This is a genomic window from Rhodoblastus sp. (genome assembly GCF_052145335.1).
GTDB lineage: Bacteria > Pseudomonadota > Alphaproteobacteria > Rhizobiales > Beijerinckiaceae > Rhodoblastus.
Map to the genome: position 1 here is coordinate 1 of NZ_JBKQOU010000091.1, position 25,361 is coordinate 25,361.

Consider the following 25,361-nt stretch of genomic DNA (forward strand, 5'->3'; position numbering starts at 1 on the left):
CCGACCCTGATCGGCAAGCGCCTGGCCCAACGCCTCGATCAAGGGTTTGAGACCATCGCCAAAGCTTTGGGCGAAATCGAGACCTTTCGGGAGAACCCTGTCGGCGAACTTCGCATCAACATTCCCCGCGACGCGGGGCGCCTGCTAATCGGACCGATCTTGCGCGCGTTCGTCGCCGCCTATCCCCAGGTTGAGCTGATTATCACCGCCGAAGACAGGCCCGTCGATATCATCGCGGAAGGCTTCGATCTGGGAGTGCGGTATGGTGGCACGGCGCCGGAAGACATGGTCGCGGTCGCGCTGACGCCTCCGCTGAGCTGGGTCGTGATCGGGTCACCGGAATATCTCCAGCAACGCGGATACCCGCAAACTCCAGCCGATCTGCTAAATCACGATTGCATCAGGATGCGTCTGGGCGACAATTCCGTTTTCAAATGGGAACTGGGCGACGGCGACGACATGGTTCGCCTCGAAGTGCAAGGCCCGCTGGCGGCGAACGACACTGAAACAACAGTCGACGCCGCGCGGCAAGGCGTCGGCCTGGGCTATGTTCTCGAACGGCGTGCGCAACAGGAAGTGTCCTCAGGCGCCCTGGAAATCGTGCTTCCCGATTGGGCGTCCACCGGTCCCGCCTTTTTCGCCTATTATGCGAGCCGCAAGCAGACCGAGCCGGGACTGAGGCAAATCAGGCGTTTTCACCTCGTCATTTTCACTTTTTGCCATTTTCATTTTTTGCTATTTCACCCGAAATTCGGGGAAAAGCAGTTCGTCCGGCCAGCAATCGGTAAAGCAGCGCTGCGCCGGCGCCGGATAGGGCCTCCATTCCAAAGCCCAATTCCGTCTCGCCGAAGCCGAGTTGTTCGGTGACGAAGGGCACGCCGACGCCCAGCGCCGCGCCGGTCAGGGCGAAGGCCGGCAAGCCGGGACGTCGGGCCCAGGCGCAGAATTTTTGCGTCAGCCAGAGATTGGCGGAGAGATTGGAGCCGGTGGCGAAAATCGAACTGGCGAGCGCGACCGGCTCCTGCGGGCCGCTCACCAGAAGGGAAACGACGACGAGGCCGGTGACCGCGAAACCGGCGGCGAAGGCGGCGAGACCCGACCAAGGCGCAATTTCTCCGGTCGATACAGGTTTTTTAGACGAGAGCGCCTCACGGCCATCGAACAGCAAGGCGCGCTGTTCCGGGCGCAGCGCCGGTTCTAACGAGACGGCGGACGCGGCGGGAATCTTGGTGTTACGGCTTCGACGGCCGAAGGTGGCTTTTGGATTCATGGCTGCATACTGCCAGCGAGAGGTTTAGAAATTCTGCCGCAGTGTTTTTCAGCTCGATTCGTTCATGCCGCTTTCAGACAGGCGGTGCTTTATTGGTCCGACAAGCTGGAACGAAAGAGCGCCATGGCCGTGAGAGATGAAAGACAGGGATTTATCGCCCTGACGCGCTTCGGTTTCGGCGCTTGCGGCGACGGCGACCTCGCCGCCGCCAGCCTGGATCCGCGCGGATTCCTGCACGCCGAACTCGAATCGCCGGGAGCGGCCCTGCTCGCCGGCCCGGGCCTGCCCAGCGGCGACGCCGCGCTGCAAACTTTTTTCGCCGAAGAAGACGCGAAAAAGGCCGAGCGTGAAAAACTCGCGCAAAATCTCGCCATGGAAAATGATATCGCCGCGCAAAAAACCATGCCCGAAGCGGTCGCGCCGCCGAGCGCCAACCCGCCCGGCGCCATGGCGGCCAAGCCGCCAAAGCCGCCCTCGGCAGACCATATGTTCTTTCGCGCCGACGCCCGCGCCCGCATCAACCGCGCCTTCATCGCCCGAGTTGGCCTGGTCGAACGGCTAGTCGCCTTCTGGTCGAATCATTTTGCCATTTCCGTCGCCAAGGGCGGCCCGACCCGCGCCGCCGCTGGAGCCTTCGAGCGCGAAGCGATCCGGCCAAATGTGCTTGGCCGTTTCTCCGACATGCTGCTGGCGGTCGAAAGCCATCCGGCCATGCTGTTCTATCTCGACAACCAGCAGAGCATCGGACCGGACTCCCCCGCCGGCCAGAAGCAGCATCGCGGCCGCAACGAAAATCTCGGCCGCGAAATCCTCGAATTGCACACGCTCGGGGTCAACGGCGGCTACAGCCAGGCCGATGTGATCGCTTTGTCCAACATGCTCACCGGCTGGCGTTTCGTCGGACGCGAGGGAAAGCTGGGGACGCCCGGCTCTTTTGTCTTCCAACCCCATATTCATGAGCCGGGGGCGCAAAAACTGCTCGGCGCCGACTATCTGCAGGCCGGGCAGGACCAGGCGCAGGCCGCCCTGCTCGCCCTTGCCCGCCGGCCGGAAACCGCGCGCCATCTGGCGACAAAACTAACTAAGCATTTCATCGCCGACGCGCCGCCGCAGGCTCTGGTCGATCGTCTCGCACAGGTCTTCGTCAAAACCGACGGCGACCTTCGCGCCGTATCGCTGGCTTTGGTCGATTCGCCGGAAGCCTTCGCCGCGCCGCCGACTAAAATGCGCACGCCCTGGGAATATTGCCTCGCCAGCGCCCGGCTGTTCGGGCGCGCGCCCGACGATCCCGGACCCGTTCTCTCCAGCCTCGCCATGCTCGGCCAGCCATTGTGGCGGCCGCCCGGCCCCAACGGCTTTCCTGACGATTCCGCCGCCTGGACCTCGCCGGAAGGCATGAAATTGCGGCTCGATCTGGCGTCGCAATGGGCCAATCGCCTGCGCGATCCACCGGACCCCCGCGAATTGCTCGACGCCGCTTTCGGGGCAGGCGCTTCCGACGAAACGCGGAAAACCGTCGCCCGCGCCGAAACCAGGGCGCAGGGCCTCGCCCTTCTGCTGATGGCGCCGGAGGCGCAAAGAAGATGACCCATTCCGTCAATCGCCGTCAGGCCCTGATCGGCTCGGCCAGCCTGTTCGTCGCCGCCACCCTCCCGAACTGGGCGAGCGCCGCGACGCGCGATCCTCGCCTGATCGTCATCATTTTACGCGGCGCGCTCGATGGGCTGGGCGCCGTGGCCCCGGTCGGCGATCCAGATTATCTCCGCCAGCGCGGCGGCCTGGCGTTGCAGACTTCCGGCGACAAGGCTGCCCTGCCGCTCGACGCGCTGTTCGCGCTCAACCCCGCGCTGCCGACGTTCAAGAAGCTCTATGACGCGAGACAGGCGCTTTTCGTCCAGGCGGTCGCCACGCCCTATCGCGAACGTTCGCATTTCGACGGTCAGGACGTGCTGGAGAGCGGCCAGCCTATTCCCGGCCTCGTCCGCGACGGCTGGCTCAACCGTTTCATCGCCGCTTTGCCCGCGCGCGGCGTTCGCGCTTCCGGCGAAGGGCTGGGCGTCGGCGCCACCGCGCCGCTGATATTGCGCGGCGCAGCGCCGGCGCTCGGCTGGGCGCCGCAGAATATCGCTCCGGCCTCCGACGATCTCGCCAGCCGCCTGCTCGACCTCTATGGCCAGCGCGATCCCGTCCTGCAAAAGGCGCTCGCCGAGGGATTGCATGTCGAGGTTCTGGCGCGCGATTCCGGCATGGGCGGCGATCAGCGCCCGCGGGGCGGCCTGGATTCCGTCGCCGGCATGAGACAGGCGGCGCAGGGCGCGGCGCGGCTGATGCGTGCGCCGGACGGACCGCGCATCGCCACCCTGTCCTTCGAGGGCTGGGACACCCATGTCAACGAAGGCCCGGTCGGCGGCCGGCTGGCGCAGCTTCTCACCGGCCTCGACGGCGCTTTCGACGAATTGCAAGGCGGCCTCGGCGATATATGGGGTGCGACCATTATCGTCGCGGTGACCGAATTCGGCCGCACCGTGCGCATCAACGGCACGGCGGGAGCCGATCACGGCGTCGGAACCCTCGCCTTGCTGGCCGGCGGCGCGGTCAAAGGCGGACGCGGCGTCTACGACTGGCCGGGCCTCGCCGATTCCAAACTCTACCAAACCCGCGACCTCACGCCGACGACCGACCTTCGCGCTGTGCTCAAGGGCGTGCTGGCCGAACATTTCGAGGCGCCTGCGGGGATATTGGCAACGAATGTGTTTCCCGACAGTGCGGCGGTGAAACCACTGGCGGGACTGGTTGCCTGAGGCCCTTCCCCTTTCTCCGCCTGCGCAAAGCAGGGGGCGCCAGCGAACAGCGCCGACACGGCTGTAAAAGATTCCGGCTTCCCTTTTTTCCTCCCGGCAGTAAGGTCGCGCACAATTTTGCACCCCCAGGGCAAACAATGGCCTTCCTCGCGGACGCCCTTTCCCGTGTGAAACCTTCCGCCACCATTGCGGTGACGCAGAAGGCGCGGGAATTGAGAGCGCAGGGGCGCGAAATCATCAGCCTTTCCGTTGGCGAGCCGGATTTCGACACGCCGGACAATATCAAGGCGGCGGCCGTCGACGCGATCCGGCGCGGCGAGACCAAATATGGTCCGGTCGCCGGCATTCTCCCGCTGCGCGAGGCCATCGTCAAAAAATTCAAACGCGAGAACGGGCTTGATTACGCGCCGTCGCAGTGCATCGTCGGCGCGGGCGGCAAGCAGATATTGTTTAACGCCTTGATGGCCAGCCTTAATCCGGGCGATGAAGTGATCGTATCGGCGCCCTATTGGGTGTCCTATCCGGAAATCGTCGCTCTTTGCGGCGGGACCGCGGTCATCGTCGAAACGCAGGCGGAACAATCCTACAAACTGCTGCCGGAAGCGCTGGAACAGGCGATTACGTCGCGCACGAAATGGGCGATCCTGAATTCGCCTTCCAACCCTTCCGGGGCCGCCTATAGCGAGACCGAACTGAAGGCGCTGACCGATGTTCTGCTGCGCCATCCGCAGGTGTGGATCCTTACCGACGACATCTACGAACATCTCGTCTATGGCGATTTCGTTTATAAAACGCCGGCGCAGGTCGAGCCGGCGCTTTACGACCGCACTTTGACGATGAACGGCGTATCCAAAGCCTATGCCATGACCGGCTGGCGCATCGGCTATGCCGGCGGCCCGGAAAAGCTGATCAAGGCGATGGACCTGATCCAGGGGCAGCAGACTTCGGGCGCCTGCTCCATCGCGCAATGGGCGGCGGTGGAGGCGTTGAACGGGCCGCAGGATTTCATCGCCGAAAGCCGCAAGATTTTCGAAATCCGGCGTGATCTCGTCGTCTCCATGCTCAATCAGGCGAAGCATCTTTCCGCCCACTGCCCGGAAGGCGCCTTTTACGTCTATCCTTCCTGCGCGCAAGCCATCGGCCGGACTTCCGCCGGAGGAAGAATAATCAACAGCGACGTGGATTTCGTTACGGCGCTGCTGGAAGAACAGGGCGTCGCGGTGGTACAGGGCTCAGCCTTCGGCATGGGGCCGAATTTCCGCGTCAGCTACGCCACCTCCAACGAGGCGTTGGAAAAAGCCTGCGCGAAGATCCAGGATTTTTGTGCTTCATTGAGATAAACTCGAACAGGAGACGGCATGAAGACGAATCGGCGAAATGTTGCGGCCCTTGTCGGCGGCCTCGTTCTGGTGCTGGCCGCACTCCCCGGCTCGGCGCAGGACATTCATTCGGGACAAAGCTACCGCGAATTGCGCGAGACCCTGTTGGCGCATGGCTGGAAGCCCGACGCCAATTACGGCTTGAAAATGATCAATTCCGGCAGGCCGCTCTATCGTTTTCCCGAAGTCCTGTGCGGGCCGCAGCTTTGCAAGGCGAAATGGCGCGACCACTCAGGCGCTGAACACGCGATCATGATCCAGCGCGGTTATAACGACGAAGAATATCGCGTCCTGTCGCAGCAATAGTTCTGTACAGATCCAGCCGCTTGCGAATCCGGCCCTGCGAAGTGCGCGACATAATCGGGTTTGGCCTCATCTGCGCGTGGAGATGAAAAAGTGAAAGTGAAAATGGGGAGTGAAAAGCGCAATTAACCGCCGTGAGCTTTGTTCTCGTTTTGTTTCACGTGAAACTTTGCCTGTTCCCGGCCGGCTCCCGCCGCTTTTCCGCTTTGAAATAAAACGATTTTCTGTTGGCAAACCTTCAGTCCGCGCCTCCTGGGCCACAAAGCGCAACCTTGCGGTTGAGTCGGCTAAACAGGGCTAAAACGAACGAAAAAGGAGAGAAATTGACGCGTTTTATCGCAGATTAATCGTAAAATCGCGCGTTTTTTAACTTTTTTCGACCTTCGCCACGTCCGCAAATTTTTGCAACCAGAGCGCGATTTTCCGCGCCGCAGATGCGCGCCGGGACTCGCGGACAGGTTTGTTGGGGCGGCAGGTGAAGGCCCCGCTCCAGTTTCTCCTTCGATTTCGCAATGTTTTCAGCCAACACCGCAGTGTTGCACAAAATTTTTGCTGCGCTGCAGCAAAACCCCTTGACATATTGTGCGACGCAGCATAGATTTCGAATTGTGGAACGGGCCTTGCCTGTTCCGCATGCCCTCCTTGGGCGTTTCCTCCCTAGACTTGGGCCGCTGGATCTTCCGGCGGCCTCTTTTTTATGCGTCGAGCAAAGCCGCCAAACTGGCGGCGATCAGCGTCGGCGGCAGGTCCAGATATTCATCCGGAGCGCCGGATCGATTGATCCAGACCGTGCGAAAGCCGAACTTCGCCGCCCCCGCCACATCCCAGCGATTGGAAGACTGGAAGGAAATCTGTTCCGGCCGGAACCCATAGCGATCGCAGACCATCTGGTAGACGGCGGGCGCGGTCTTGAAGACGCGCAGCGCGTCAGCCGAGAGCGATGGGTCGAGCAAATCCGCCAGTCCGGCCGAATGGACGGCGCGTTCGAGCCCCGCCGTCGTTCCATTGGACAGAATCACGGTCTTGGCCCCTTGCGCCCGCAACGCCGCCAGCACCGGGGCGGCGTCGGCATAGGGGTCGAGCGTCTCGTAGGCTTCAAGCAGTTTTTCCCGCGCCTCGGCGGAAATGCCGCCGCAGCGGGCGGCGGCGAAATCCAGCGCGTCGCGGGTCAGGGCGTCGAAGTCGCGATAGGCGCCCATCAAAGAGCGCGTCCAGGCATATTCGAGCTGTTTCGTGCGCCAGAGTTCCGACAGGCGCTCGGCCTGCGAACCGACCAGCACCCTGTGGCGCGCGACGGCGGAATGCACGTCGAACAAAGTGCCGTAGGCGTCGAAAACATAAAGAGGAAATACCATTTCACCTCTTGCAACGCCGAGGCTGGAGCGGGTGCTCCTAAAAACAAGCAGAAACCACGTCTTGTTCAAATGCGGCGGAAAGAATTCGGCGGGGCGAACCCCGCCGCAAAGATTTACAGCGCGACGACAAAAGTCGCTTCGGTGTTGGCCTTGATTTCGTCCACCGTCACGCCTTCGGCCAGTTCGATCAGTTTCGCGCCGCCGTTTCCATGCTTGTCGATGGAGAAGACGCCCAGATCGGTGATCAGCAGATCGACGACCTTCGCGCCGGTCAGCGGCAGGTTGCAGGCGTGCAGAAATTTCGGGCCGTCCTTGGCGACATGCTCCATCACCACCACGACCTTCTTGACGCCGGCGACCAGATCCATCGCGCCGCCCATGCCCTTGACCATCTTGCCGGGGATCATCCAGTTGGCGAGATCGCCGTTCTCCGCCACCTGCATCGCGCCGAGAATCGACAGGTCGATATGGCCGCCGCGAATCATCGCGAAACTGTCGGCGGACGAGAAATAGCTGGTTGTCGGCAGTTCGGTGATGGTCTGCTTGCCTGCGTTGATCAGATCGGCGTCCTCCTGCCCCTCATAGGGGAAGGGACCCATGCCGAGCATGCCGTTTTCGCTCTGCAACTGCACATTCATCCCCTCGGGGATGAAGTTGGAGACCAGCGTCGGAATGCCGATGCCGAGATTGACGTAGAAACCGTCGCGCAGCTCTTTCGCCGCGCGGGCGGCCATTTGATCGCGTGTCCAGGCCATCAGATGTCTCCTCCAGCAGCGGCCGCCGGGCTGGTATGCTTGCGCGTGGTGCGCTGTTCGATATGCTTGGTCGGGTGGGGCACGTGCACGATCCGCTTCACGTAAATGCCTGGCGTGTGAATGGTGTCCGGATCGAGCTGGCCGGCCTCGAACAAATGTTCGACCTCGGCCACCGTGATCTTGCCTGCCGTGGCCATCATCGGATTGAAATTACGCGCGGTCTTGCGGAAGATTAGATTGCCTTCGGTGTCGCCCTTCCAGGCGTGGACGATTGAAACATCGGCGACCAGACCCGTCTCCATGACGTAATTTTCGCCGTTGAATGCCCGGGTTTCCTTGCCCTCGGCGATAATCGTGCCATAGCCGGTCTTGGTGAAGAAAGCGGGAATGCCGGCGCCGCCGGCGCGGATGCGCTCGGCCAGGGTGCCTTGCGGGTTGAATTCGATCTCCAGTTCGCCGCCGAGGAATTGCTGGGCGAACAGCTTGTTCTCGCCGACATAGGACGAGATCATTTTCTTGACCTGCCTGGTCGCGAGCAGGACGCCGAGGCCGATCCCGTCCACCCCGGCGTTATTGGAGATGAAGGTGAGGTTTTTCGCGCCCGATTCCTTGACCGCCTCGATCAAGGTTTCGGGAATGCCGCAGAGGCCGAACCCCCCGGCCATCAACGTCATTCCGTCCTTGACCAGGCCGTCCATGGCGGACCTGGCGTCTGGAAAAACTTTCTTCATGTTTCCATCCCGATTCTAGGAAATTCTTGCGGCGCCACCTTAAAGCCGCGATTCGTTCCGGTCCATAGCGTTTACGGGCGAAGCGACCATCCCTGGACCTGAAGAAAAGGCGTAAAACAAAAGACTAGACTGAGCGATCCGATGTAGTCGCACGTCGGTCTAGATCCGACGAAGGACTGCGACCCATCCTGGCGTGTCGACGCCGCGATCCTTGCGCGTCGAGGCGGCGGAAATTTCCAAGACGGTGAACCGGCTTTGCCCGGCGCAGGCCGCCAGATAGGGTTCACCGTGGGAAAAGCGCCGGTCCGCACCAACGCGAAATCCATCTTCGCCGCTATCCTGCGCGGTGAAGGCGAAAAGGCCGCCCGGCGCGAGGACACGCGAAACGGCGGAAAAAACCGGGGCGAGATCGCCGATGTAGACGAAGACATCGGCGGCGGCGACGAAACCGGCGCTCGCCTCGGGCTCGGCCTGCAAAAACTCGACCAGATCGGCTACGGCCAGCCGGTCGTAAAGCCCTTTTCCCTGCGCCTGAAAAATCATCGCCGGCGACAGGTCCACCCCGGTCAGGAATCGCGCCTTTTGCCGGAACGTCGCGCCAAAAAGGCCGGCGCCGCAGCCGAGGTCGAGCGCATGGGCGAAAGTCTGGCCCGGCGCCGCCCTCTCCACCGCCTCGGCGAGGATTTGCGGACCGCGATAGGCCAGCGACTCGACCAGATGACGGTCGAAACGCGGCGCATATTGGTCGAACAGGGTTTTCACATAGGCGCGCGGCGCGGTTTTCGGCGCGGCGCGGGCGCCGAGATTGGCCAGGCACAAAGCGGAGCCGAACGCGTCTTCCGCGTCAAGGGCCAGCGTTTTTGCATAGGCCTCGATGGCCTCATCAAAGCGGCCGAGCGATTCCAGCGCCTGCGCCAAGGCAAACCAGCCGGGGGCCCAGGACGGCGCGAGTTCGAGCGTCTGGACGAAAAGATCGCGCGCGGCGTCGAAATCGCCGCGTTCATTGGCGCCCAGGCCCCATTGATAACGGCGGTCGGCGGCGAGGTCGCCGGAGGAATTTTCGTGTGTCATGTATCAATCTGAGATATTTGCCTAAAAAGGACAAATTTGCGATGCAATCCGTTCAGCCCATGTTCAGGCGGATCGCGGCATGTTGCGCATCAAGCGGGTTTTGCGCCGGGGGGCAAGTGATTCGAAGGAGAGATAAATGAGCGTTGCAATGAACGTTTCCTGGAAAAAAGTCACCGTCGGCGCGCTCGCCGCCCTGACTCTCGGCCTGTCGCTCGCGACGCCGGCTTCCGCGCAATATTATTATCGCGGCGGCGGTTGGGGCTGGGGCCCAGGCCCCGCCGTAGCGGCCGGCGTCCTCGGCGGCATGGCCCTGGGCGCCGCCGCGGCCAGCGCCGCTCACCCCGTTTATGGCCCCGGCCCCGCCTGCTGGGTCGAGCGCCGGCCGGTCTACGACGAATACGGCAATTTCATCGGCCGCCGCCGGATGCGCGTCTGCCAGTGATCCCAAGTCAGTCTCGATAAGCCAAGTCAGTCTCGATAGCAAAGCCCCGCCCGCGGGGCTTTGCTTTGCCGATAAAGGGCGGCGCCCGCGACCCGTCGCGGCCCTCGAAAACAAATCAGTGCGAGAACAATACCGGCAAGGTCATATGCTTGAGCATATAGCGCGAGCCGCTGCCGCGCGAAAACAGCGGATAGCCGCCGCCGCCGAAGGCGCCGATCGCCAGCAGATCGGCGCTGTGGTCGGCCGCGAGGTTGAGCAGGGCGTCCATCAGGCCGATTTCGCTTAGCGACAATTGCTCGGGCTTCGCGGTGATTTGATGCGCGGCGAGGTGGGCGACGGCGAGACGCAAGGATTCCTTCTGATAGGCCATCACCTGGGTGTCGCCCGGCTTGGAAAGACCGACGACCACGGCCTCCGCCCCATCCGCCGCCAGCATCATGCCATCGTAAAAGCCGCGCGCCGAGGAACGCGAATCCGACCAGCCGAACACCGGCCTGGCCCCCACGCGCTCGAATTGGCCGGCGAAGGGCAGGACCAAAACCGGCCGGCCCGACTGAACGATCACCTGTTCGGCTAGATCGGGTGGCGTCAACGGATCTTCGCCACGCGGCTGGTCGAGCACGATCAGGTCGAAATGGCGACAAAAATCGACGAATTGCGGTATCAGCTCCCCTTCCGCGCCGCGGTTGAGATCCTGCCAGTCGGCGTCGATTCCCTGGGTGGCTGCGTCAAAAGCGGCCCGGCAGGCGGTGGCCGCCTCGAGATAATCAGCCGGCGGCCAGTCGCTCACAACGCCGACCTCGCGCGCTGGCGCGATGCGGGCGAACAACCCGGTAAGCCGCGCGCCACGGCTTCGCGCCAGTTCGGCCGCGAAGCGCAGCCGCTTTTCCGTTTTGTCGTCGCCGGTCAGATGGATCAGGAGATTGCAAAGGGGCATGGCTGGAACAGGCTTTCTCCAAGCCGCGCTGTCATGCGCGGTCAGGCTTGTCGCTGAAGAAACGGATTATGCGCCTTTTCGGCGCCGATGGTGCTCAGGGGGCCGTGACCACTGATAAAAGTCATCTTATCATTCAGCGTCAACAGCTTATTCTCGATCGACCGGATCAGGGCCGCGTGATCGCCGCCCGGCAGGTCGGTGCGGCCGATCGACCCCTCGAACAGCACGTCGCCGACCAGGCAGAATTGCATGGGCTCGTTGATGAAAACCACGCTTCCCGGCGTATGGCCGGGACAGTGACGCACGTCGAGTTTCGCCTCGCCAAAACTCACCTGGTCGCCCTCGGCGAGCCAGCGGTCCGGCACGACGTTCCGGCACGCAAAGCCGAACCTTGCGGAAGCGGCCTCCAGGCTATCGAGCAGGAACTTGTCGGCGATGTGCGGCCCTTCGATCGGCGCGCCGAAAATCTCGCGCATTTCCGCGGCGCCGCCGGCGTGGTCCGCATGGCCGTGGGTGAGAAAGATTTTTTCGACTTTCGCGCCGGTCTGTTCGATGGCGCGACGGATCAGCGGCACGTCTCCGCCTGGATCGACCACTGCCGCCAAATTCGTGGACTGACAGATCAGGATGGCGCAGTTTTGCTGGAAGGGCGTAACCGGAACAATGGCCACCTTTATCTGCGACATGGCGCTCTCCTTCGCCGCCATGATAGCGGGAGCCGTGCGCGCCTGCCAGAAAATAAGGACGTTCCTGTGAACGCCAGCTTGGCTTTGCACAAAAGCAAGCTCACGTTCTCCTCTCTACGACCAAATTCCACCTGGTTCCTAGCGCGCGAAGCAAAGCTTTATTTGCCCGAAGAAATGTTCTCCTCTAGCATGCTGACCCCTCCCTCCAGAGATGGAGCCGTGGGTTATGAGGTCGCACAATGAACCGTTACGCGTATCATTTCTTTGAGATGGCTCAATTGGCGATGGCGCCGGCGCGGGCGTTTTCCGATTTCACCCGGCTGACGTTCAAGAATCCGGTCAATCCCATCACTTACACCGCCGTGGGCCGCAATCTCGCCGCGTCGGCGGAATTGTTCGAGCGCATGACGCGCCGCTACGGCAAGCCGGCCTTTGGTGTGGACAAGGCTATGGTCGAGGGCCAGGAAGTCGAGATCGAAGAGGAAATCGTCTGGCTGCGGCCCTTTTGCCAATTGCTGCATTTCAAGCGGCGTTTCCTGCCCGAGACGGCGGTTGGGCAGCCGCGCCTGCTGATCGTCGCGCCCATGTCCGGTCATTACGCGACGTTGTTGCGCGGGACGGTTGAAACTTTTCTGCAGACCCATGACGTCCATATCACCGACTGGGTAGACGCCCGGCTCGTCCCGTTGAGCTTTGGCAAGTTCGATCTCGATGACTATATCGATTACGTCGCCGACATGTGCCAGCACTTGAACGAAGCCGGCGGGCCGCCCTTCCACATTCTCGCGGTCTGCCAGCCTTCGGTGCCGGTTCTGGCGGCGGTGGCGCGCATGGAGTCCGAGAACAGCCCGCATGTTCCCGCCTCGATGACGCTCGAAGGCGGCCCGATCGACACGCGCCGCAACCCCACAGGGGTCAACAAGCTGGCGGAAAAGCGCGGGCCGCAATGGTTCCGCCAGAATTGCATCCATACGGTGCCCTTCCCTTATCCCGGCGTCGGCCGCAAGGTCTATCCGGGCTTCCTCCAGCTTTCCGGCTTCATGGCGATGAATTTCGATCGCCACGTCAACGCCCATCTCGAAATGTTCAATCATCTGGTGGAGGGCGATGGCGATTCGGCGGAAAAGCACCGTGACTTTTACGACGAATATCTGGCGGTGATGGATCTGACCGCCGAATTTTACCTTCAGACCATCGATACGGTCTTCGTGCATCACTTGCTGCCGAAGGGCGAAATGAAGCATCGCGGCGCGTTCGTCGACCTCAAGGCTATCCGCCGCGTCGGTCTGATGACGGTGGAAGGCGAAAAGGACGATATTTCCGGCGTCGGCCAGACCGAGGCGGCGCAGGACCTCTGCGCCAACATTCCGCCGGAGCTGCGCCTGCATTACCTGCAGAAGGACGTCGGCCATTACGGCGTATTCAACGGCTCACGCTTCCGCAAGGAAATCGCGCCGCGCGTCTGCGCCTTCCATGCCAAGGTCGACGCCAACAAACCGCATTGAGCGGCGGCCCGCTCTCAGGGCTCAGGCCACGGTCGCCGCCCGCCATTGCGCCAACAGCGCCCGCAAGCTCGCCGGTTTCACCGGCTTGTTGAGCACAATCACATCCTTTTCGCAGGCGCGCAGCCGCATGTCGTCGGAGCGGTCGGCGGTGATCAGCGCCGCCGGCACTTGCGGCCCGAATTTCCAGCGCAGGGCGACGATGGCGTCGACGCCATCGCCCTCGTCCAGATGATAATCGGCGAGAATGACGTCAGGGACGCGTTTCTGCCGCGCCAGTTCCGCCAGGGCCTCTCGCTGGCTTGCCGCGACGATCGGCGCGCAGCCCCAGGCCGCCAGCAGGGTTCTCATGCCCTCGATGATGCGCGGGTCGTTGTCGATCGCCACCACCACCATGTCGGCGAGAGGCGACAGGCGCGGCGCCGGCGCCGGCGCAACTTCGCGATGGGGCGCCATCGGCTCGGGCGCGGCCATCGGCGCGGCCACCGCGAAAACCGAGCCTTTTTTTGGCGTCGACCGCACCGAAATGGCGTGACCAAGCACCCGCGCCATGCGCTCGACGATCGACAGGCCCAGACCGAGGCCGGGCGCCACGCCGATGCCCGAGTCCAGCCGCTCGAATTCTCGGAACACCGCCCTCTGCTTGTCGGCTGGAATGCCCATCCCGGTGTCCCAGACTTCCAGCCTCACCTTGCCGCGCTTGCGTCTCACGCCCACCAGCACCCGGCCTTTCGGCGTGTATTTGAGAGCGTTGGAAATCAGATTCTGCAACAGCCGCCGCAACAACCGCCGGTCTGAGCGCACGGCGAGCGAACATGGCGCGAAGGTCAGTTTCAACCCTTTCTTTTCGGCCAAAGGCGCGAATTCGATTTTCAGCTGCCGGAACAATTCGTCGATGCGGAAATTGGAGAACTCTACTTTCATCGCGCCGGCGTCGAGTCGCGACATTTCGAGCAAAGCGGAAAAAATATCCTCGACGGCTTCGAGCGCGGAATCGACATTGCGCGCCAGCGAGCCGGTTTCCTCCTTCGGCGCCCCAGCCTCGGCGCGTTGCAGCAGCGAGGCCGTATAAAGCCGCGCCGCGTTCAGCGGCTGCAATATGTCGTGGCCAGCCGCCGCGAGAAAGCGCGTCTTGGAAATATTGGCCTCCTCGGCTTCGCTCTTGGCGCGGGCGAGTTCGTCGTTGAGCCGGGTCAATTGCTCGGTGCGTTCGCGCACCCGTCGCTCCAGCGTCTCGTTCGCCGCCTCCAGCGCCTGTTCTGCGGCATATTGTTCGGTGACGTCGGTATAGGTGACGACCAGGCCGCCGTCCGGCATGCGCGCGGCGCGCGTTTCAATCACCTTGCCGGATGAGGCCAGCGGAATGCGGAAAGGCTCGCTGTTGGTCAGGCGCTCCAGCCTGCCGGCCACCAGTTCGTCGGCCGGACCCAGGCCGTAAAGGCCGCGCTCGGCGTTGAACCGCAGGATATCGTCAAGCGCGACCCCGACACGCGTAAAACTCGCCGGCAGGTCGAACATGTCGTGGAATTCGCGATTCCAGCAAGTCAGCCGCAGGTCGGCGTCGAAAACCGAAATGCCCTGCCGAGCGAAATCCAGCGCATGTTGCAGCATGTCGCGGTTGTAGAGGAGCGCGGCGGAAGCGTCGTCGACCAGCCGCAAGGCCGCCGCGCTGGAAACATTGCGCCGGCGCAGGAGCAGCGACAGCACCAGGCGCGAGGAGGCCGCGCCGATCGCCGAGGCGAGCAGATGTTCGGCGATGCGCAGGAGATGGATGTCGGCTTCGGCGCGCGGATCGTAAACCAGGCCGCGGCCGAGATAAAAGGTCGCGAAAGCCTCGTGGGTGCGCCGTTCGCCGAGGTAACGGGCGACGGTGGCCTCGACTTCCGAAGCCGCCACGGTAGTGCGCCAGAGCCGGAAAGCCTGCGCCATCGGCGCCGCGTTCTTGCCGACGAAAATATCGGCTTGCAGCCTTTCGATCGGCGTCGGACGGCGCACCAGCGAAAACACCACATAGGCGAGCGAATTGCCCAAAAGGCTCCAGAACACGCCATGGGTCAGCGTCGCCATCTGCAGATTGAAAATGTCCGGCGCCGGGAGGTCGGGACGCGGCGGGAATTGCGCGGCGGCGATGACGGAGCGCATCATTCCCGCGTCGAGCGAGGGCGCGAGCAGGGCGAAGGCCCAGATGGCGACGCCTGTCAACAGTCCGGCGATGGCGCCCAACGCCGTGCCGCGCCGCCACGTCAGCGCCCCGATGAAGGCCGGACCCAATTGCGCGACGCAGGCGAAGGACAGGATGCCGATCGAGGCGAGCAGGGTTTCACCCGACAGCCGGTAATAGCCGTAAGCGAGCAGCAACACGACCAATATGGCCAGACGGCGCACGATCAGGATGCGCATGCCCGCCGCGCCCGACGCCGCGCCATTGCGCCAGCGGCCAAGGCGCAGCAGCAGCGGAATGACCAGATCGTTCGACACCATGATCGACAGGGCGATGGATTCGACAATGACCATGGCGGTCGCAGCCGACAGGCCGCCGAGCATGGCGGCCAGCGTGATTACACCGTTTTCGGCGTAGATCGGCAGGGCCATGACGCTGATGTCGCGGTCCATCGCTTCAGGAAACAGCAGGAGGCCGGCTACCGCCAGGGGCGCGACGAAGAAAATCGCCGCCAGCAGATAGAGCGGAAAGGCCAGCGAGGCCGAGCGTATGTCGTTTTCGTCACGATTTTCCACCACCGCGACATGGAACTGGCGAGGCAGGAAAAGCATGGCGCCGCTGGAAAGCACCGTCAAAGTGATCCAGACGGAAAGATCCGGCGGCGAGGCGAAAACGGCGCGGATGCGAGGACTGCCAGCCGCGCGATGGAAGAGATCGCCCAGGCCGTCGAACATGCCCCAGACCACGAAGGCGCCCACCGCGAGAATGGCGAAGAGCTTCATCGTGGATTCGGCGGCGATCGTCAGCATCAGCCCGTTCTGGTGCTCGCCGGCGTCGACGCGGCGCGTGCCGAAAGCCATGGCGAAACCGGCGAGCAGGATGGCGACGCCGAGCGCCAGGCGGTCCAGGCCTTCCAGCGGGGCCGCGCCGAGGTCGAAGCCTGTGGTCAGGGTCGCGGCGATCGCCTTGAGCTGCAAGGCGATATAGGGCACGAGACCGATCACTGAAATCATCGCCGTCACGGCGGCCACCGCTTCCGACTTGCCATAGCGGGCGGCGAGGAAATCGGCGATGGAGGTCGAATTCTGCGCATGGGCCAGCCGCGCCACCCGCGCCACCACGGGCCAGCCGAAGCCAAACACCAGCATCGGGCCGATGTAGATCGGCAGGAAATCCAGGCCGTTGGACGAGGCCATGCCGACGGAGCCGAAGAAAGTCCAGGACGTGCAATAGACGCAGAGGCCGAGGGCGTAGATGAATTTGCGCGCAGGGCCGTTCTGGAAACGCGCCGCATGTCGGTCGCCATAGAAGGCGAGCGCCAGCAGGCCCAGGAAATAACCCGCCGTCACCGCAATGCTGATCCAACTCGCCAGCATAAGACTCCTTTGACGCTTCGCGCCGGAACGACCGCCGCCTTTCGACCGATGGAACTGCCGGCCAATTGACTTAGCGGGCCAATTGACCTTGCGGAGCAATTGACCTGGCGAAGCAATTGACCTGGCGGTCGACAGCGGCTTAACCTCCGCCGATCCTTGCGCTTTTCGCCCGAAAGCGGGAAGGATCCGAATTTTCTGAACATGCGGCGTTTTTGGTGAAAAAAGCCATAGCTTTTTCGCCCGCCGCCCCAAGGGACGTGTCACATGTTAGAAGAATTTAAAAAATTCGCCATGCGCGGCAATGTGCTCGATCTCGCGATCGGCGTGATCATCGGCGCCGCCTTCGGCAAGATCGTCGATTCGATCGTCAGCGACCTGATCATGCCGGTGATCGGCGCCATATTCGGCGGCCTCGACTTCTCGAACTATTATCTCCCGCTCACCGCCCATCTCGAAGGCCATCCGGCCTATGCCGACGCCAAGAAGATGGGCGCGGTTTTCGGCTATGGCTCGTTCCTGACCGCCGCTCTCAATTTCCTGATCGTCGCCTTCGCCTTGTTCCTGCTGATCCGCGGCGTCAACAGACTGACGGCCAAGCCCGCCGCGCCGGCCGCACCGCCGCCGCCGCCGCGCGAAGAAGTCCTGCTGGAGGAAATCCGCGACATTCTCGCCAAGCGCTGAGTCCCAAGCGTACTGATCGGAGGTCGCCGATGATTCGCGAAGCGGCGCCTTAAGCGCCGCTCTTCACCTTGAGAGGCGGTGGCGCCTCACGCCAGCGAGGCGACAAGCGCCTGGTAGGCGTCCTCGTCGAGCAGTCCGTCAAGATCGGTCGGATCGGCAATTTTGATCTTGAAGAACCAGCCTTTGCCCAAAGCCTGTTCATTGACGATAGCCGGATTGTCCTCCAGCTCGGCGTTGACTTCGACCACTTCGCCGGCGACCGGCGAATAAACCTCGCTCGCCGCCTTGACGCTTTCGACTACGGCGGCCTGCTCGCCTTTTTTCGGCGTGGCGCCGATTGCCGGCAATTCGACGAAGACCACGTCGCCGAGCTGGCCTTGCGCGAAATCGGTAATGCCGACCGCGCCGATGTCGCCATCGACGTGGATATATTCATGATCCTTACTGTAGAAGGTCTTGGTCATCGCAGGCTCCGGAGCTATTTCGGGGAACGGTGATAGCGGGTCGGGACGAAGGGCAGCGCGACGACATGGGCGGCCAATGGCCTTCCGCGCACCATCAGGGACAAGGCGGTCCCCGGCGCGGAAAAAGCCGGCGGCACATAGCCCATGGCGATGGGGCGGCCGAGCGACGGCGAAAAGCCGCCAGAGGTGACGATCCCGATTGTTGCGCCTTGCGCATCGACGATTTCCGCTCCTTCCCGCGCCGGCGCCCTGCCGTCCAGCAGCAGGCCGACGCGCCGGCGCGTCACGCCCTCGGCCAATTCGCGCTGGATTCGCGCGGCGCCAGGAAAACCGCCCTCCTCGCGGCGGCGGCGGGAAATCGACCAGACCAGGCCCGCCTCGATCGGGCTGGTGGCCAAGTCGATGTCATGGCCGTAAAGGCAAAGCCCGGCTTCGAGCCGCAAAGAATCGCGGGCGCCAAGGCCAATGGCCCTCACCTTCTCGTCGGCCAGCAAGGCGTCGGCTAGTTCCTCGGCCTTTTCCGCCGGAACCGAAATCTCGTAGCCGTCCTCGCCGGTATAGCCGGAGCGGGTGATGAACAGTTCGGCGCCGTTCCAGGAGAAATTCTGCAGCGACATGAACTCCATGTCGGCGACGCCGGGCGCATGGCGCTCCAGCGCGGCGGCGGCCAGCGGTCCCTGCAGCGCCAGAAGCGCGCGGCTGTCGAGAATTTCCAGATTCAGTTCGGGCAATTTTTCGTGCAGCCGAGCGAAGTCGTCGGATTTGCAGGCGGCGTTGACGACCAGGAACAGGCGTTCGCCGCGGGCGTCCGCCGGGAGTTTGGTCACCATCAGATCGTCGTAAATGCCGCCCTGATCGTTGGTGAACTGGGTGTAGCGGATGCGCCCAATCGCCAGCGCCAGAATATCGCCGGGAACGAGGCTCTCGAATCTTCGCGCGGCGTCCGGACCGCAGAGAATCGCCTGGCCCATATGGGAAACGTCGAACAGGCCGGCGCTTTCCCGGGTGAAAAGATGTTCTCCGAGTATGCCGCCGCTGTAATTGACCGGCAATTCATAGCCGGCGAAAGGCGTCATGCGCCCCCCCAGGGCGATATGGCGGGCGTAAAGCGGCGTGCGCGCAGGGGGCGAATCATCTTGGCTGGTCATGCGCTCTCCAGAATTAAGCGATTCGCCGCCGGGAAAGCCGGCGGAGCGATTCGCCCCATCTGTCCTGAAACCGGAAAGAGCGCCGCGTGGGGCGCCGGCTCAGGGCAGTTTGTCGAAACCGTCCTTGAAACCGTTGAGCGCCAGCGGAATGCCGATGCCCTCTTCCGGCGTCTGGAAAATGATGAAAGTGGCGTTGGTCCCGGCGCGCAACTGGTCGAGCAATTTGTCTTCCATCACCACTTCGGCGACGCAGCCGGAGGGCAGGCAGCGGACGAAACCGGCCCGGCCGATATCGGCCTGATCGACCTTCAGGCCCAGGCCCGACGGCAATAATACGCCAAGCGGCGCGATAACGCGCAACAGACGGCTCTTGCCATCGGCGGTCTTCAGCACGATCACCACCAGATTGACGTTGGGCTTGTCCTCGGCGGCGACGCTCTGCATCAGGGCGCATTGGTCCTTCGCGGCGCCGGGCGGCGTCTCGCAGCGCATTTCCCAGTCGCCATATTTGCCCTTGACCACGCCCTGAGCTTCCGCAGGAACGGCGGCAAAACCGAAAATCAGACCCATGACGAGCAAAGTCGCATAAAAAAGCCTGCCGGCCCATCCCGGACCGTTGCGATCGAACGCCATGATTCCTCCGATTTTCCGCGGCGGCCGGACCAATTCTTTGAACAAGCCGCCGCGAGACACGCGTATCAAAAGAGCCGCTCCTGTCAAGCGCCGAGCGACGACGGGCGAGCTTCGGTGACGAAAGCGCGACCTTAATCCCCAAGGCATATTGATCTAAGTCAAACTTTGTGGTTGGGTTCGACAAAATCAGAAGTCCGCCAGCAGGCGGCGGGAAATTGCGGCCATAGCGGTTCGCGCCAGGAGAGCGGAAAATCGAAATGCGCATTACACGTCCGGATTCCGGCGAACGGTCGGTTTTGTCTGCGCTCAGGCGCTTTTTCCTGGTCGCCGGCCTAAGCCTGCTCGGCCTTGCGCCGTTGGCCCTTTGGGTCCCCTTGGCCGCCATGGCGGAACAAGCGAATATCCAGCCTCCCGGCGACGGCAAGCCCGCGCCGGGCGAAATCGGCATGCAGCTGGCCAATTCGCCGATCGCCGAAGAAATCCATTTCTTCCATAACGACGTTTTGCTGCCGATCATCACCCTCATCAGCCTGTTCGTGCTGGCGCTGCTGATCTATGTCGTGTGGCGCTTCAACGAAAAGGCCAATCCGGTTGCCTCGCGCACCACCCATCACACTTTGCTGGAAGTGGCGTGGACCATAATTCCGGTGATGATCCTGGTGGTGATCGCCATTCCCTCCTTCCGCCTGCTCACCCACCAACTGGTGAATCCGCAGCCCGACGTGACGGTCAAGGTCACCGCCAATCAATGGTATTGGTCCTATGCCTATCCCAAGGACCAGGGCGGCGGCTTCAGCTTCGATTCGCTGCTCAAGCCGGAGGACCAGATCGACCCAGCGAAGGGCGACATCTGGCTGTTGTCGGTGGACAACGAGGCCGTCGTGCCGGTCGGTAAAAATGTGCTCATCGAGGTCACCGCTTCCGATGTGATCCATTCCTTTACTGTTCCGGCCTTCGGCGTGCGCATCGACGCGGTGCCCGGACGGCTGAACACGGCCTGGTTCCGCGCCGAGCGGGTCGGCGTCTATTACGGCCAATGCTCGAAAATCTGCGGCAAGGACCATGCCTTCATGCCGATCGCCGTTCGCGTGGTCAGCGAGAAGGACTATGCCGACTGGCTGGCGCAGGCGCAGAAGAAATTCGCCTCCGTCCCCGCCGCCGGGCAATTCGCCGAAGCCTCGCCAGTCCGGAATTGAATTGGCCAACAGTGAATGGGCCGGCGCCGAGGCGCCCGCCATTTAAGACCTGATTTCGAGGAAATCCACCATGTCGGCCCAATTCGAAACCCTGCACGACGCCGCGACCTTGCACCAGCCCGCCTCCCACGACCATCCGACCGGCTGGCGGCGTTACCTGTTTTCGACCAATCACAAGGACATCGGCACGCTCTACCTGATCTTCGCGGTGATCGCCGGCGTGATCGGCGGCCTGATGTCGATGGCCATCCGCGCCGAGCTTCTGAACCCTGGCATCCAGATCTTCCCCGCTCTCGCCCATTTGCTGCAGGGCGCCGACCCGGCGCTCGGCCTCGACGCGGGCAAGAATCTCTACAATGTCTTCATCACCGCCCATGGCGTGATCATGATCTTCTTCATGGTCATGCCCGCCCTGATCGGCGGTTTCGGCAACTGGTTCGTGCCGATCATGATCGGCGCTCCGGACATGGCCTTCCCGCGCATGAACAATGTGTCGTTCTGGCTGTTGCCCGCCTCCTTCATGCTTCTCTGCATGTCGCTGTTCTTCGAGGGCTCGCCGGGCATGAAGGGCTTTGGCGGCGGCTGGGTGATCTATCCGCCGTTCTCCTCCAATACCGGCTCACCCGGCCCGGCGATGGATTTCGTCATCCTGTCGCTGCATCTCGCCGGCGCCTCGTCAATCCTCGGCGCGATCAATTTCATCACCACCATTTTCAACATGCGCGCGCCGGGCATGACCCTGCATAAAATGCCGCTGTTCGCCTGGTCGGTGCTGGTCACCGCCTTCCTGCTGGTGCTGTCGCTTCCGGTGCTCGCCGGCGCCATCACCATGCTGCTCACCGACCGTAATTTCGGCACCACCTTTTTCGACCCGGCCGGCGGCGGCGACCCGATCCTGTTCCAGCATCTGTTCTGGTTCTTCGGCCACCCGGAAGTCTATATCCTGATCCTGCCCGGCTTCGGCATCATCTCCCACATCATCTCGACCTTCTCGCGCAAGCCGATTTTCGGTTACCTGGGCATGGCTTACGCCATGGTGGCGATCGGCGTCGTCGGCTTCGTCGTCTGGGCGCATCACATGTATACGGTGGGCCTGTCGCTCAACACCCAGCGCTACTTCGTCTTCGCCACCATGGTCATCGCGGTGCCGACCGGCGTGAAGATCTTTTCGTGGATCGCCACCATGTGGGGCGGCTCGATCTCGCTGCGCGCCCCGATGTATTGGGCGATCGGCTTCATCTTCCTGTTCACCATCGGCGGCGTCACCGGCGTGGTGCTGTCCAACGCCGGCGTCGACCGCGCGCTGCATGAAACCTATTACGTCGTGGCGCATTTCCACTACACGATGTCGCTCGGCGCGGTCTTCGCCATTTTCGCCGGTTTCTACTACTGGTTCCCGAAGATGACAGGCTACATGTACAATGAGACGGTGGCTAAACTGCACTTCTGGGTGCTGTTCATCGGCATCAACCTGACCTTTTTCCCGCAGCATTTCCTCGGTCTGGCCGGCATGCCGCGCCGCTATATCGACTATCCCGTGGCCTTCCACCTGTGGAACGAGGTCTCGTCGATCGGCTCCTTCATCGCCGGCGGCTCCATGCTGATCTTCTTCTATTGCGTCTATGACGCCTTCAAACAGAAGGTCGTCGCGGGCGACAATCCCTGGGGTCCCGGCGCGACGACGCTGGAGTGGACGCTGTCTTCGCCGCCGCCCTTCCACCAGTTCAACGAACTGCCGCGCATCGCGGAAGAAGCCGGCCACTGATTTAGCCTGGGGAGCGGCGCCGTCGCTCCCTATTCGCCCGCCAATGGAGCGAAACGCCTATGAGTCTCGTTAGCGAAAGCGAAGTCGGCCTTGCCGCCTCCGGCGCCAGCCCCTCCGATTATGTCGCGCTGCTGAAGCCGCGCGTCATGTCGCTGGTGGTGTTCACCGCCGTCGCCGGCATCCTGCTCGCGCCGCATCCGGTCCATCCGGTGCTAGGCCTTATTTCGCTGCTGGCGATCGCGGTCGGAGCCGGCGCCTCCGGCGCGCTCAACATGTGGTACGACGCCGACATCGACCGGTTGATGGCGCGCACCGCCGGCCGCCCGATTCCCGCCGGGCGGATGAGCGGCGGCGAGGCTCTGGCCTTCGGACTGGTCCTGTCCTGTTTCTCGGTGCTGACGCTGGGCCTTGCCGCCAACTGGCTGGCCGCCGGCCTGCTCGCCTTCACCATTTTCTACTATGTTGTCGTTTATACGATGTGGCTCAAGCGCTCGACGCCGCAGAACATCGTCGTCGGCGGGGCCGCCGGCGCCTTGCCGCCGATGGTCGGCTATGCGGCGGCGACCGGTTCGCTCAGCCTGTCCAGCCTCGTGCTTTTCGCCATCATCTTCGTGTGGACGCCGCCGCATTTCTGGTCGCTGGCCCTGGTCAAATCGCGCGATTACGGCCGCGCCGGGATTCCGATGGCGCCCAATGTCTGGGGCCCGGATGCGACGCGGACGCAGATCCTGGCTTATTCGCTGGTCCTCGCTCCGGTCGGCCTGCTGCCGTGGATTCTCGGCTTTGCCGGACCGGCCTATGGCGTCGTCGCCGCGCTCGGGGGCGCCGGCATGATCTTCGGCTGCCTCGCGGTTTTCCGCATCCGGGAAGGCGATCGGGCGAAAAGGATCGCCATGCGCAATTTCGGCTTCTCGATCCTCTATCTTTTCGCGCTTTTCGCCGTGCTGGTCGTTGAACGGCTGATCGCGATCTGGACGGGAGCCCTGCTTTGACGCCAACGCCTTTCATCGTGAAACCGCTGACCCCCGAGCAGGAAAAGCGCCGCCGCCAGCGCAATGTCGCCATTGCCTTGGCCATCGCCGCACTGATCGCGATCTTCTACGCCATGACGCTGGTCAAGCTCGGCTCCAACGTCTTCATCCGTCCGGATTGACCATGCAACGCGAGCCGGACCGCAAAAACTCCACCGACGCGCAGCGGAAAACCGCCGCCGCGATCGGCCTGCTCGCGGTGGCGATGCTCGGCGCCTCTTTCGCCGCCGTGCCGCTTTATCGGCTGTACTGCTCCGTCACCGGCTACGGTGGAACCACGCAAACCGCGGAGCGCGCGCCCGAATCGCGGGGCCTGCGCAAGATTTCCGTGCGTTTCGACGCCAATGTCGCGCCCGGCCTCGACTGGCGCTTTGCGCCGGAGGTCGCGGAAATCCAGGTGCGCCCCGGCGAGACGACGACAGTGTTCTTCAAGGCGGAGAATTTGTCTGACCACGCCAGCGAAGGCGCGGCGCGTTTCAATGTCACGCCCGATCAGGCGGGCGCGTGGTTCGACAAGATATCTTGTTTCTGCTTCAGCGAGCAGAAGCTCGGGCCGCATGAAAAGGCGGAATGGCCGGTGGTGTTCTTCCTCGATCCAAAACTGGAGCAGGACGAATCCATGGCCAGGATCGAAGCCATCACCCTGTCCTACACTTTTTTTGCGCCGCCCAAGGCGGCGAAATCCGGCGCGGCGGAGGGTTTGCTCCGCCAGGCGGGCAAGAGTTGAGCGCGAATACAGTCCGAAAATTGTTAGCTACGCGCCGGCAAAACCGGGCGTAAGGGGAGAATGAAAATGGCCGACGGTCACGCCAAGCCGAGTCACGATTATCACCTGGTGCCGCCCAGCCCCTGGCCTATTCTCGCCTCGCTGTTCGCCTTCACCACCGCCGTCGGCGCCATCTTCTGGATGAAACATCTCGATGTGGGCGGCCTGAAACTGGGCGGCCTGATATTTGGCGCCGGCTTCATCGGCCTGCTCGCCATTTTCGCCTTCTGGTGGATCGACGTGGTGAACGAGGCGCAGGAAGGCGACCACACGCCGGTGGTCCAGATCAGCCTGCGTTACGGCATGATCCTGTTCATCGCTTCGGAAGTGATGTTCTTCGTCGCCTGGTTCTGGGCCTTTTTCGACGCCAGCCTTTTTGCCGGCGAGGCGCAGCAATATGCCCGCGTCGCCTTCACCGGCGGCCACTGGCCGCCCAAGGGCATCGAGGTGATTGATCCGTGGCATTTTCCGCTGATCAACACCCTTATACTCTTGACCTCCGGCACCACCGTCACCTGGGCGCATCACGCACTGCTGGAAAACGACCGCGAGGGCCTGAAAAAGGGCCTGCTGATGACCATCCTGCTCGGCATGCTGTTCACCAGCATCCAAGCCTATGAATATATTCACGCGCCCTTCCCCTTCAAAGATTCGATCTATGGCGCGACCTTCTTCATGGCCACCGGCTTCCACGGTTTTCATGTGATCGTCGGCACCATCTTCCTGCTGGTCTGCCTGTTTCGCGCCAATGCCGGGCAATTCACCCCCAAGCAGCATCTCGGCTTTGAATTCGCCGCCTGGTACTGGCATTTCGTCGACGTGGTCTGGCTGTTCCTGTTCTCGGCGATCTATGTCTGGGGATCCTGGGGCGCGACCATGGCCATGGAATAAAAGCTTTGGAATAAGCT

24 protein-coding genes and 1 pseudogene are annotated in these 25,361 nt (G+C 62.7%); 14 read left to right on the forward strand and 11 right to left on the reverse strand.

Annotation, left to right across the window (positions count from 1 at the left end; genetic code table 11):
* Positions 1-66 precede the first annotated feature (66 nt).
* Positions 67-636, forward strand: a pseudogene (locus tag ACLP2E_RS06385) (LysR substrate-binding domain-containing protein); the annotation flags it as partial.
* 73 nt (positions 637-709) lie between these two features.
* Here the strand turns inward: ACLP2E_RS06385 and ACLP2E_RS06390 are convergent.
* A complete protein-coding gene (locus ACLP2E_RS06390; RefSeq protein ID WP_442465447.1) occupies positions 710-1,270 on the reverse strand; it encodes a hypothetical protein in 561 nt (186 codons plus the stop codon).
* Positions 1,271-1,393: 123 nt separating this feature from the next.
* Here ACLP2E_RS06390 and ACLP2E_RS06395 point away from each other — a divergent pair, with 123 nt between their 5' ends.
* The 4 genes from ACLP2E_RS06395 (at position 1,394) to ACLP2E_RS06410 (ending at position 5,756) form a co-directional block, all read left to right on the forward strand.
* Positions 1,394-2,857, forward strand: coding sequence for a DUF1800 domain-containing protein (locus tag ACLP2E_RS06395; protein WP_442463593.1), 1,464 nt, complete (start codon positions 1,394-1,396; stop codon positions 2,855-2,857).
* Positions 2,854-4,071 carry a DUF1501 domain-containing protein gene (locus ACLP2E_RS06400; protein ID WP_442463592.1) on the forward strand — a complete coding sequence of 406 codons (1,218 nt, stop codon included), beginning with the start codon at positions 2,854-2,856 and terminating at the stop codon, positions 4,069-4,071. The genes ACLP2E_RS06395 and ACLP2E_RS06400 overlap by 4 nt, the downstream gene beginning before the upstream one ends.
* 137 nt (positions 4,072-4,208) lie before the next feature.
* Positions 4,209-5,411, forward strand: coding sequence for a pyridoxal phosphate-dependent aminotransferase (locus tag ACLP2E_RS06405; protein WP_442465448.1), 1,203 nt, complete (start codon positions 4,209-4,211; stop codon positions 5,409-5,411).
* Between the two features lie 18 nt (positions 5,412-5,429).
* Positions 5,430-5,756, forward strand: a complete 327-nt coding sequence (locus ACLP2E_RS06410) for a hypothetical protein (protein ID WP_442463590.1) — start codon at positions 5,430-5,432, stop codon at positions 5,754-5,756.
* A 692-nt stretch (positions 5,757-6,448) separates the two neighbouring features.
* Here ACLP2E_RS06410 and ACLP2E_RS06415 read toward each other — a convergent pair.
* The 4 genes from ACLP2E_RS06415 to ACLP2E_RS06430 form a co-directional block, all read right to left on the reverse strand.
* Positions 6,449-7,108 carry a haloacid dehalogenase type II gene (locus ACLP2E_RS06415; RefSeq protein ID WP_442463589.1) on the reverse strand — a complete coding sequence of 220 codons (660 nt, stop codon included), beginning with the start codon at positions 7,106-7,108 and terminating at the stop codon, positions 6,449-6,451.
* 113 nt (positions 7,109-7,221) lie between these two features.
* Complete coding sequence (locus ACLP2E_RS06420; protein ID WP_442465449.1) at positions 7,222-7,863, reverse strand: 3-oxoacid CoA-transferase subunit B; 642 nt, start codon at positions 7,861-7,863, stop codon at positions 7,222-7,224.
* Entirely contained in the window at positions 7,863-8,594 is a 732-nt protein-coding gene (locus tag ACLP2E_RS06425) for a CoA transferase subunit A (RefSeq protein ID WP_442464587.1), read from the reverse strand. Before ACLP2E_RS06425 ends, ACLP2E_RS06420 begins: the two co-directional genes overlap by 1 nt.
* 159 nt (positions 8,595-8,753) lie before the next feature.
* Entirely contained in the window at positions 8,754-9,665 is a 912-nt protein-coding gene (locus tag ACLP2E_RS06430; RefSeq protein ID WP_442465450.1) for a methyltransferase domain-containing protein, read from the reverse strand.
* Between the two features lie 136 nt (positions 9,666-9,801).
* Between ACLP2E_RS06430 and ACLP2E_RS06435 the strand changes: the two genes are divergently transcribed.
* Positions 9,802-10,107, forward strand: a complete 306-nt coding sequence (locus ACLP2E_RS06435; RefSeq protein WP_442464585.1) for a hypothetical protein — start codon at positions 9,802-9,804, stop codon at positions 10,105-10,107.
* Positions 10,108-10,222: 115 nt separating this feature from the next.
* Here the strand turns inward: ACLP2E_RS06435 and ACLP2E_RS06440 are convergent, their stop codons facing one another.
* Positions 10,223-11,044: a hypothetical protein gene (locus tag ACLP2E_RS06440; protein WP_442465451.1), complete on the reverse strand. Its 822-nt coding sequence runs from the start codon at positions 11,042-11,044 to the stop codon at positions 10,223-10,225.
* Between the two features lie 41 nt (positions 11,045-11,085).
* On the reverse strand, positions 11,086-11,751 hold the full coding sequence (locus ACLP2E_RS06445) for an MBL fold metallo-hydrolase (RefSeq protein ID WP_442463763.1): 666 nt from the start codon (positions 11,749-11,751) through the stop codon (positions 11,086-11,088).
* A 218-nt stretch (positions 11,752-11,969) separates the two neighbouring features.
* On the opposite strand from ACLP2E_RS06445, the gene ACLP2E_RS06450 reads away from it, so the two are divergent.
* A complete protein-coding gene (locus tag ACLP2E_RS06450) occupies positions 11,970-13,235 on the forward strand; it encodes a polyhydroxyalkanoate depolymerase (RefSeq protein ID WP_442463764.1) in 1,266 nt (421 codons plus the stop codon).
* Positions 13,236-13,256: 21 nt separating this feature from the next.
* On the opposite strand, the gene ACLP2E_RS06455 is transcribed toward ACLP2E_RS06450, so the two are convergent.
* Positions 13,257-16,769, reverse strand: a complete 3,513-nt coding sequence (locus ACLP2E_RS06455) for a hybrid sensor histidine kinase/response regulator (protein ID WP_442465452.1) — start codon at positions 16,767-16,769, stop codon at positions 13,257-13,259.
* A gap of 264 nt (positions 16,770-17,033) precedes the next feature.
* Here ACLP2E_RS06455 and mscL point away from each other — a divergent pair, with 264 nt between their 5' ends.
* Complete coding sequence (mscL, locus tag ACLP2E_RS06460) at positions 17,034-17,450, forward strand: large conductance mechanosensitive channel protein MscL (RefSeq protein ID WP_442463766.1); 417 nt, start codon at positions 17,034-17,036, stop codon at positions 17,448-17,450.
* Between the two features lie 86 nt (positions 17,451-17,536).
* Here mscL and gcvH read toward each other — a convergent pair whose 3' ends face one another.
* From gcvH to ACLP2E_RS06475, 3 genes are all read right to left on the reverse strand, one after another.
* Positions 17,537-17,914 carry a glycine cleavage system protein GcvH gene (gcvH, locus tag ACLP2E_RS06465; protein WP_442465453.1) on the reverse strand — a complete coding sequence of 126 codons (378 nt, stop codon included), beginning with the start codon at positions 17,912-17,914 and terminating at the stop codon, positions 17,537-17,539.
* Positions 17,915-17,928: 14 nt separating this feature from the next.
* Positions 17,929-19,062, reverse strand: coding sequence for a glycine cleavage system aminomethyltransferase GcvT (gcvT, locus tag ACLP2E_RS06470; protein WP_442465454.1), 1,134 nt, complete (start codon positions 19,060-19,062; stop codon positions 17,929-17,931).
* Between the two features lie 99 nt (positions 19,063-19,161).
* The gene (locus ACLP2E_RS06475) at positions 19,162-19,632 is read right to left on the reverse strand and encodes an invasion associated locus B family protein (RefSeq protein WP_442463770.1); all 471 of its coding nucleotides are present in this window, start codon (positions 19,630-19,632) and stop codon (positions 19,162-19,164) included.
* Between the two features lie 446 nt (positions 19,633-20,078).
* Here ACLP2E_RS06475 and coxB point away from each other — a divergent pair, with 446 nt between their 5' ends.
* The 6 genes from coxB (at position 20,079) to ACLP2E_RS06505 (ending at position 25,344) form a co-directional block, all read left to right on the forward strand.
* Entirely contained in the window at positions 20,079-20,891 is an 813-nt protein-coding gene (coxB, locus tag ACLP2E_RS06480) for a cytochrome c oxidase subunit II (RefSeq protein WP_442463771.1), read from the forward strand.
* Positions 20,892-20,961: 70 nt separating this feature from the next.
* The gene (gene ctaD / locus ACLP2E_RS06485) at positions 20,962-22,656 is read left to right on the forward strand and encodes a cytochrome c oxidase subunit I (RefSeq protein ID WP_442465455.1); all 1,695 of its coding nucleotides are present in this window, start codon (positions 20,962-20,964) and stop codon (positions 22,654-22,656) included.
* Between the two features lie 59 nt (positions 22,657-22,715).
* A complete protein-coding gene (locus ACLP2E_RS06490) occupies positions 22,716-23,648 on the forward strand; it encodes a heme o synthase (RefSeq protein WP_442465456.1) in 933 nt (310 codons plus the stop codon).
* Complete coding sequence (locus ACLP2E_RS06495) at positions 23,645-23,809, forward strand: hypothetical protein (RefSeq protein ID WP_442463641.1); 165 nt, start codon at positions 23,645-23,647, stop codon at positions 23,807-23,809. Before ACLP2E_RS06490 ends, ACLP2E_RS06495 begins: the two co-directional genes overlap by 4 nt.
* Positions 23,810-23,811: 2 nt before the next feature.
* A complete protein-coding gene (locus ACLP2E_RS06500) occupies positions 23,812-24,414 on the forward strand; it encodes a cytochrome c oxidase assembly protein (RefSeq protein WP_442463642.1) in 603 nt (200 codons plus the stop codon).
* Positions 24,415-24,480: 66 nt separating this feature from the next.
* Positions 24,481-25,344, forward strand: a complete 864-nt coding sequence (locus tag ACLP2E_RS06505) for a cytochrome c oxidase subunit 3 (protein ID WP_442465457.1) — start codon at positions 24,481-24,483, stop codon at positions 25,342-25,344.
* Positions 25,345-25,361: the final 17 nt, after the last annotated feature.

What these genes read in the sequence shown, in the direction of transcription:
- ACLP2E_RS06390 (WP_442465447.1), bottom strand. Translation starts at nt 1,270, where the DNA reads ATGAATCCAAAAGCCACCTTCGGCCGTCGAAGCCGTAACACCAAGATT.
- ACLP2E_RS06395 (WP_442463593.1), top strand. Translation starts at nt 1,394, where the DNA reads ATGGCCGTGAGAGATGAAAGACAGGGATTTATCGCCCTGACGCGCTTC.
- ACLP2E_RS06400 (WP_442463592.1), top strand. Translation starts at nt 2,854, where the DNA reads ATGACCCATTCCGTCAATCGCCGTCAGGCCCTGATCGGCTCGGCCAGC.
- ACLP2E_RS06405 (WP_442465448.1), top strand. Translation starts at nt 4,209, where the DNA reads ATGGCCTTCCTCGCGGACGCCCTTTCCCGTGTGAAACCTTCCGCCACC.
- ACLP2E_RS06410 (WP_442463590.1), top strand. Translation starts at nt 5,430, where the DNA reads ATGAAGACGAATCGGCGAAATGTTGCGGCCCTTGTCGGCGGCCTCGTT.
- ACLP2E_RS06415 (WP_442463589.1), bottom strand. Translation starts at nt 7,108, where the DNA reads ATGGTATTTCCTCTTTATGTTTTCGACGCCTACGGCACTTTGTTCGAC.
- ACLP2E_RS06420 (WP_442465449.1), bottom strand. Translation starts at nt 7,863, where the DNA reads ATGGCCTGGACACGCGATCAAATGGCCGCCCGCGCGGCGAAAGAGCTG.
- ACLP2E_RS06425 (WP_442464587.1), bottom strand. Translation starts at nt 8,594, where the DNA reads ATGAAGAAAGTTTTTCCAGACGCCAGGTCCGCCATGGACGGCCTGGTC.
- ACLP2E_RS06430 (WP_442465450.1), bottom strand. Translation starts at nt 9,665, where the DNA reads ATGACACACGAAAATTCCTCCGGCGACCTCGCCGCCGACCGCCGTTAT.
- ACLP2E_RS06435 (WP_442464585.1), top strand. Translation starts at nt 9,802, where the DNA reads ATGAGCGTTGCAATGAACGTTTCCTGGAAAAAAGTCACCGTCGGCGCG.
- ACLP2E_RS06440 (WP_442465451.1), bottom strand. Translation starts at nt 11,044, where the DNA reads ATGCCCCTTTGCAATCTCCTGATCCATCTGACCGGCGACGACAAAACG.
- ACLP2E_RS06445 (WP_442463763.1), bottom strand. Translation starts at nt 11,751, where the DNA reads ATGGCGGCGAAGGAGAGCGCCATGTCGCAGATAAAGGTGGCCATTGTT.
- ACLP2E_RS06450 (WP_442463764.1), top strand. Translation starts at nt 11,970, where the DNA reads ATGAACCGTTACGCGTATCATTTCTTTGAGATGGCTCAATTGGCGATG.
- ACLP2E_RS06455 (WP_442465452.1), bottom strand. Translation starts at nt 16,769, where the DNA reads ATGCTGGCGAGTTGGATCAGCATTGCGGTGACGGCGGGTTATTTCCTG.
- mscL (WP_442463766.1), top strand. Translation starts at nt 17,034, where the DNA reads ATGTTAGAAGAATTTAAAAAATTCGCCATGCGCGGCAATGTGCTCGAT.
- gcvH (WP_442465453.1), bottom strand. Translation starts at nt 17,914, where the DNA reads ATGACCAAGACCTTCTACAGTAAGGATCATGAATATATCCACGTCGAT.
- gcvT (WP_442465454.1), bottom strand. Translation starts at nt 19,062, where the DNA reads ATGACCAGCCAAGATGATTCGCCCCCTGCGCGCACGCCGCTTTACGCC.
- ACLP2E_RS06475 (WP_442463770.1), bottom strand. Translation starts at nt 19,632, where the DNA reads ATGGGTCTGATTTTCGGTTTTGCCGCCGTTCCTGCGGAAGCTCAGGGC.
- coxB (WP_442463771.1), top strand. Translation starts at nt 20,079, where the DNA reads ATGGCGGAACAAGCGAATATCCAGCCTCCCGGCGACGGCAAGCCCGCG.
- ctaD (WP_442465455.1), top strand. Translation starts at nt 20,962, where the DNA reads ATGTCGGCCCAATTCGAAACCCTGCACGACGCCGCGACCTTGCACCAG.
- ACLP2E_RS06490 (WP_442465456.1), top strand. Translation starts at nt 22,716, where the DNA reads ATGAGTCTCGTTAGCGAAAGCGAAGTCGGCCTTGCCGCCTCCGGCGCC.
- ACLP2E_RS06500 (WP_442463642.1), top strand. Translation starts at nt 23,812, where the DNA reads ATGCAACGCGAGCCGGACCGCAAAAACTCCACCGACGCGCAGCGGAAA.
- ACLP2E_RS06505 (WP_442465457.1), top strand. Translation starts at nt 24,481, where the DNA reads ATGGCCGACGGTCACGCCAAGCCGAGTCACGATTATCACCTGGTGCCG.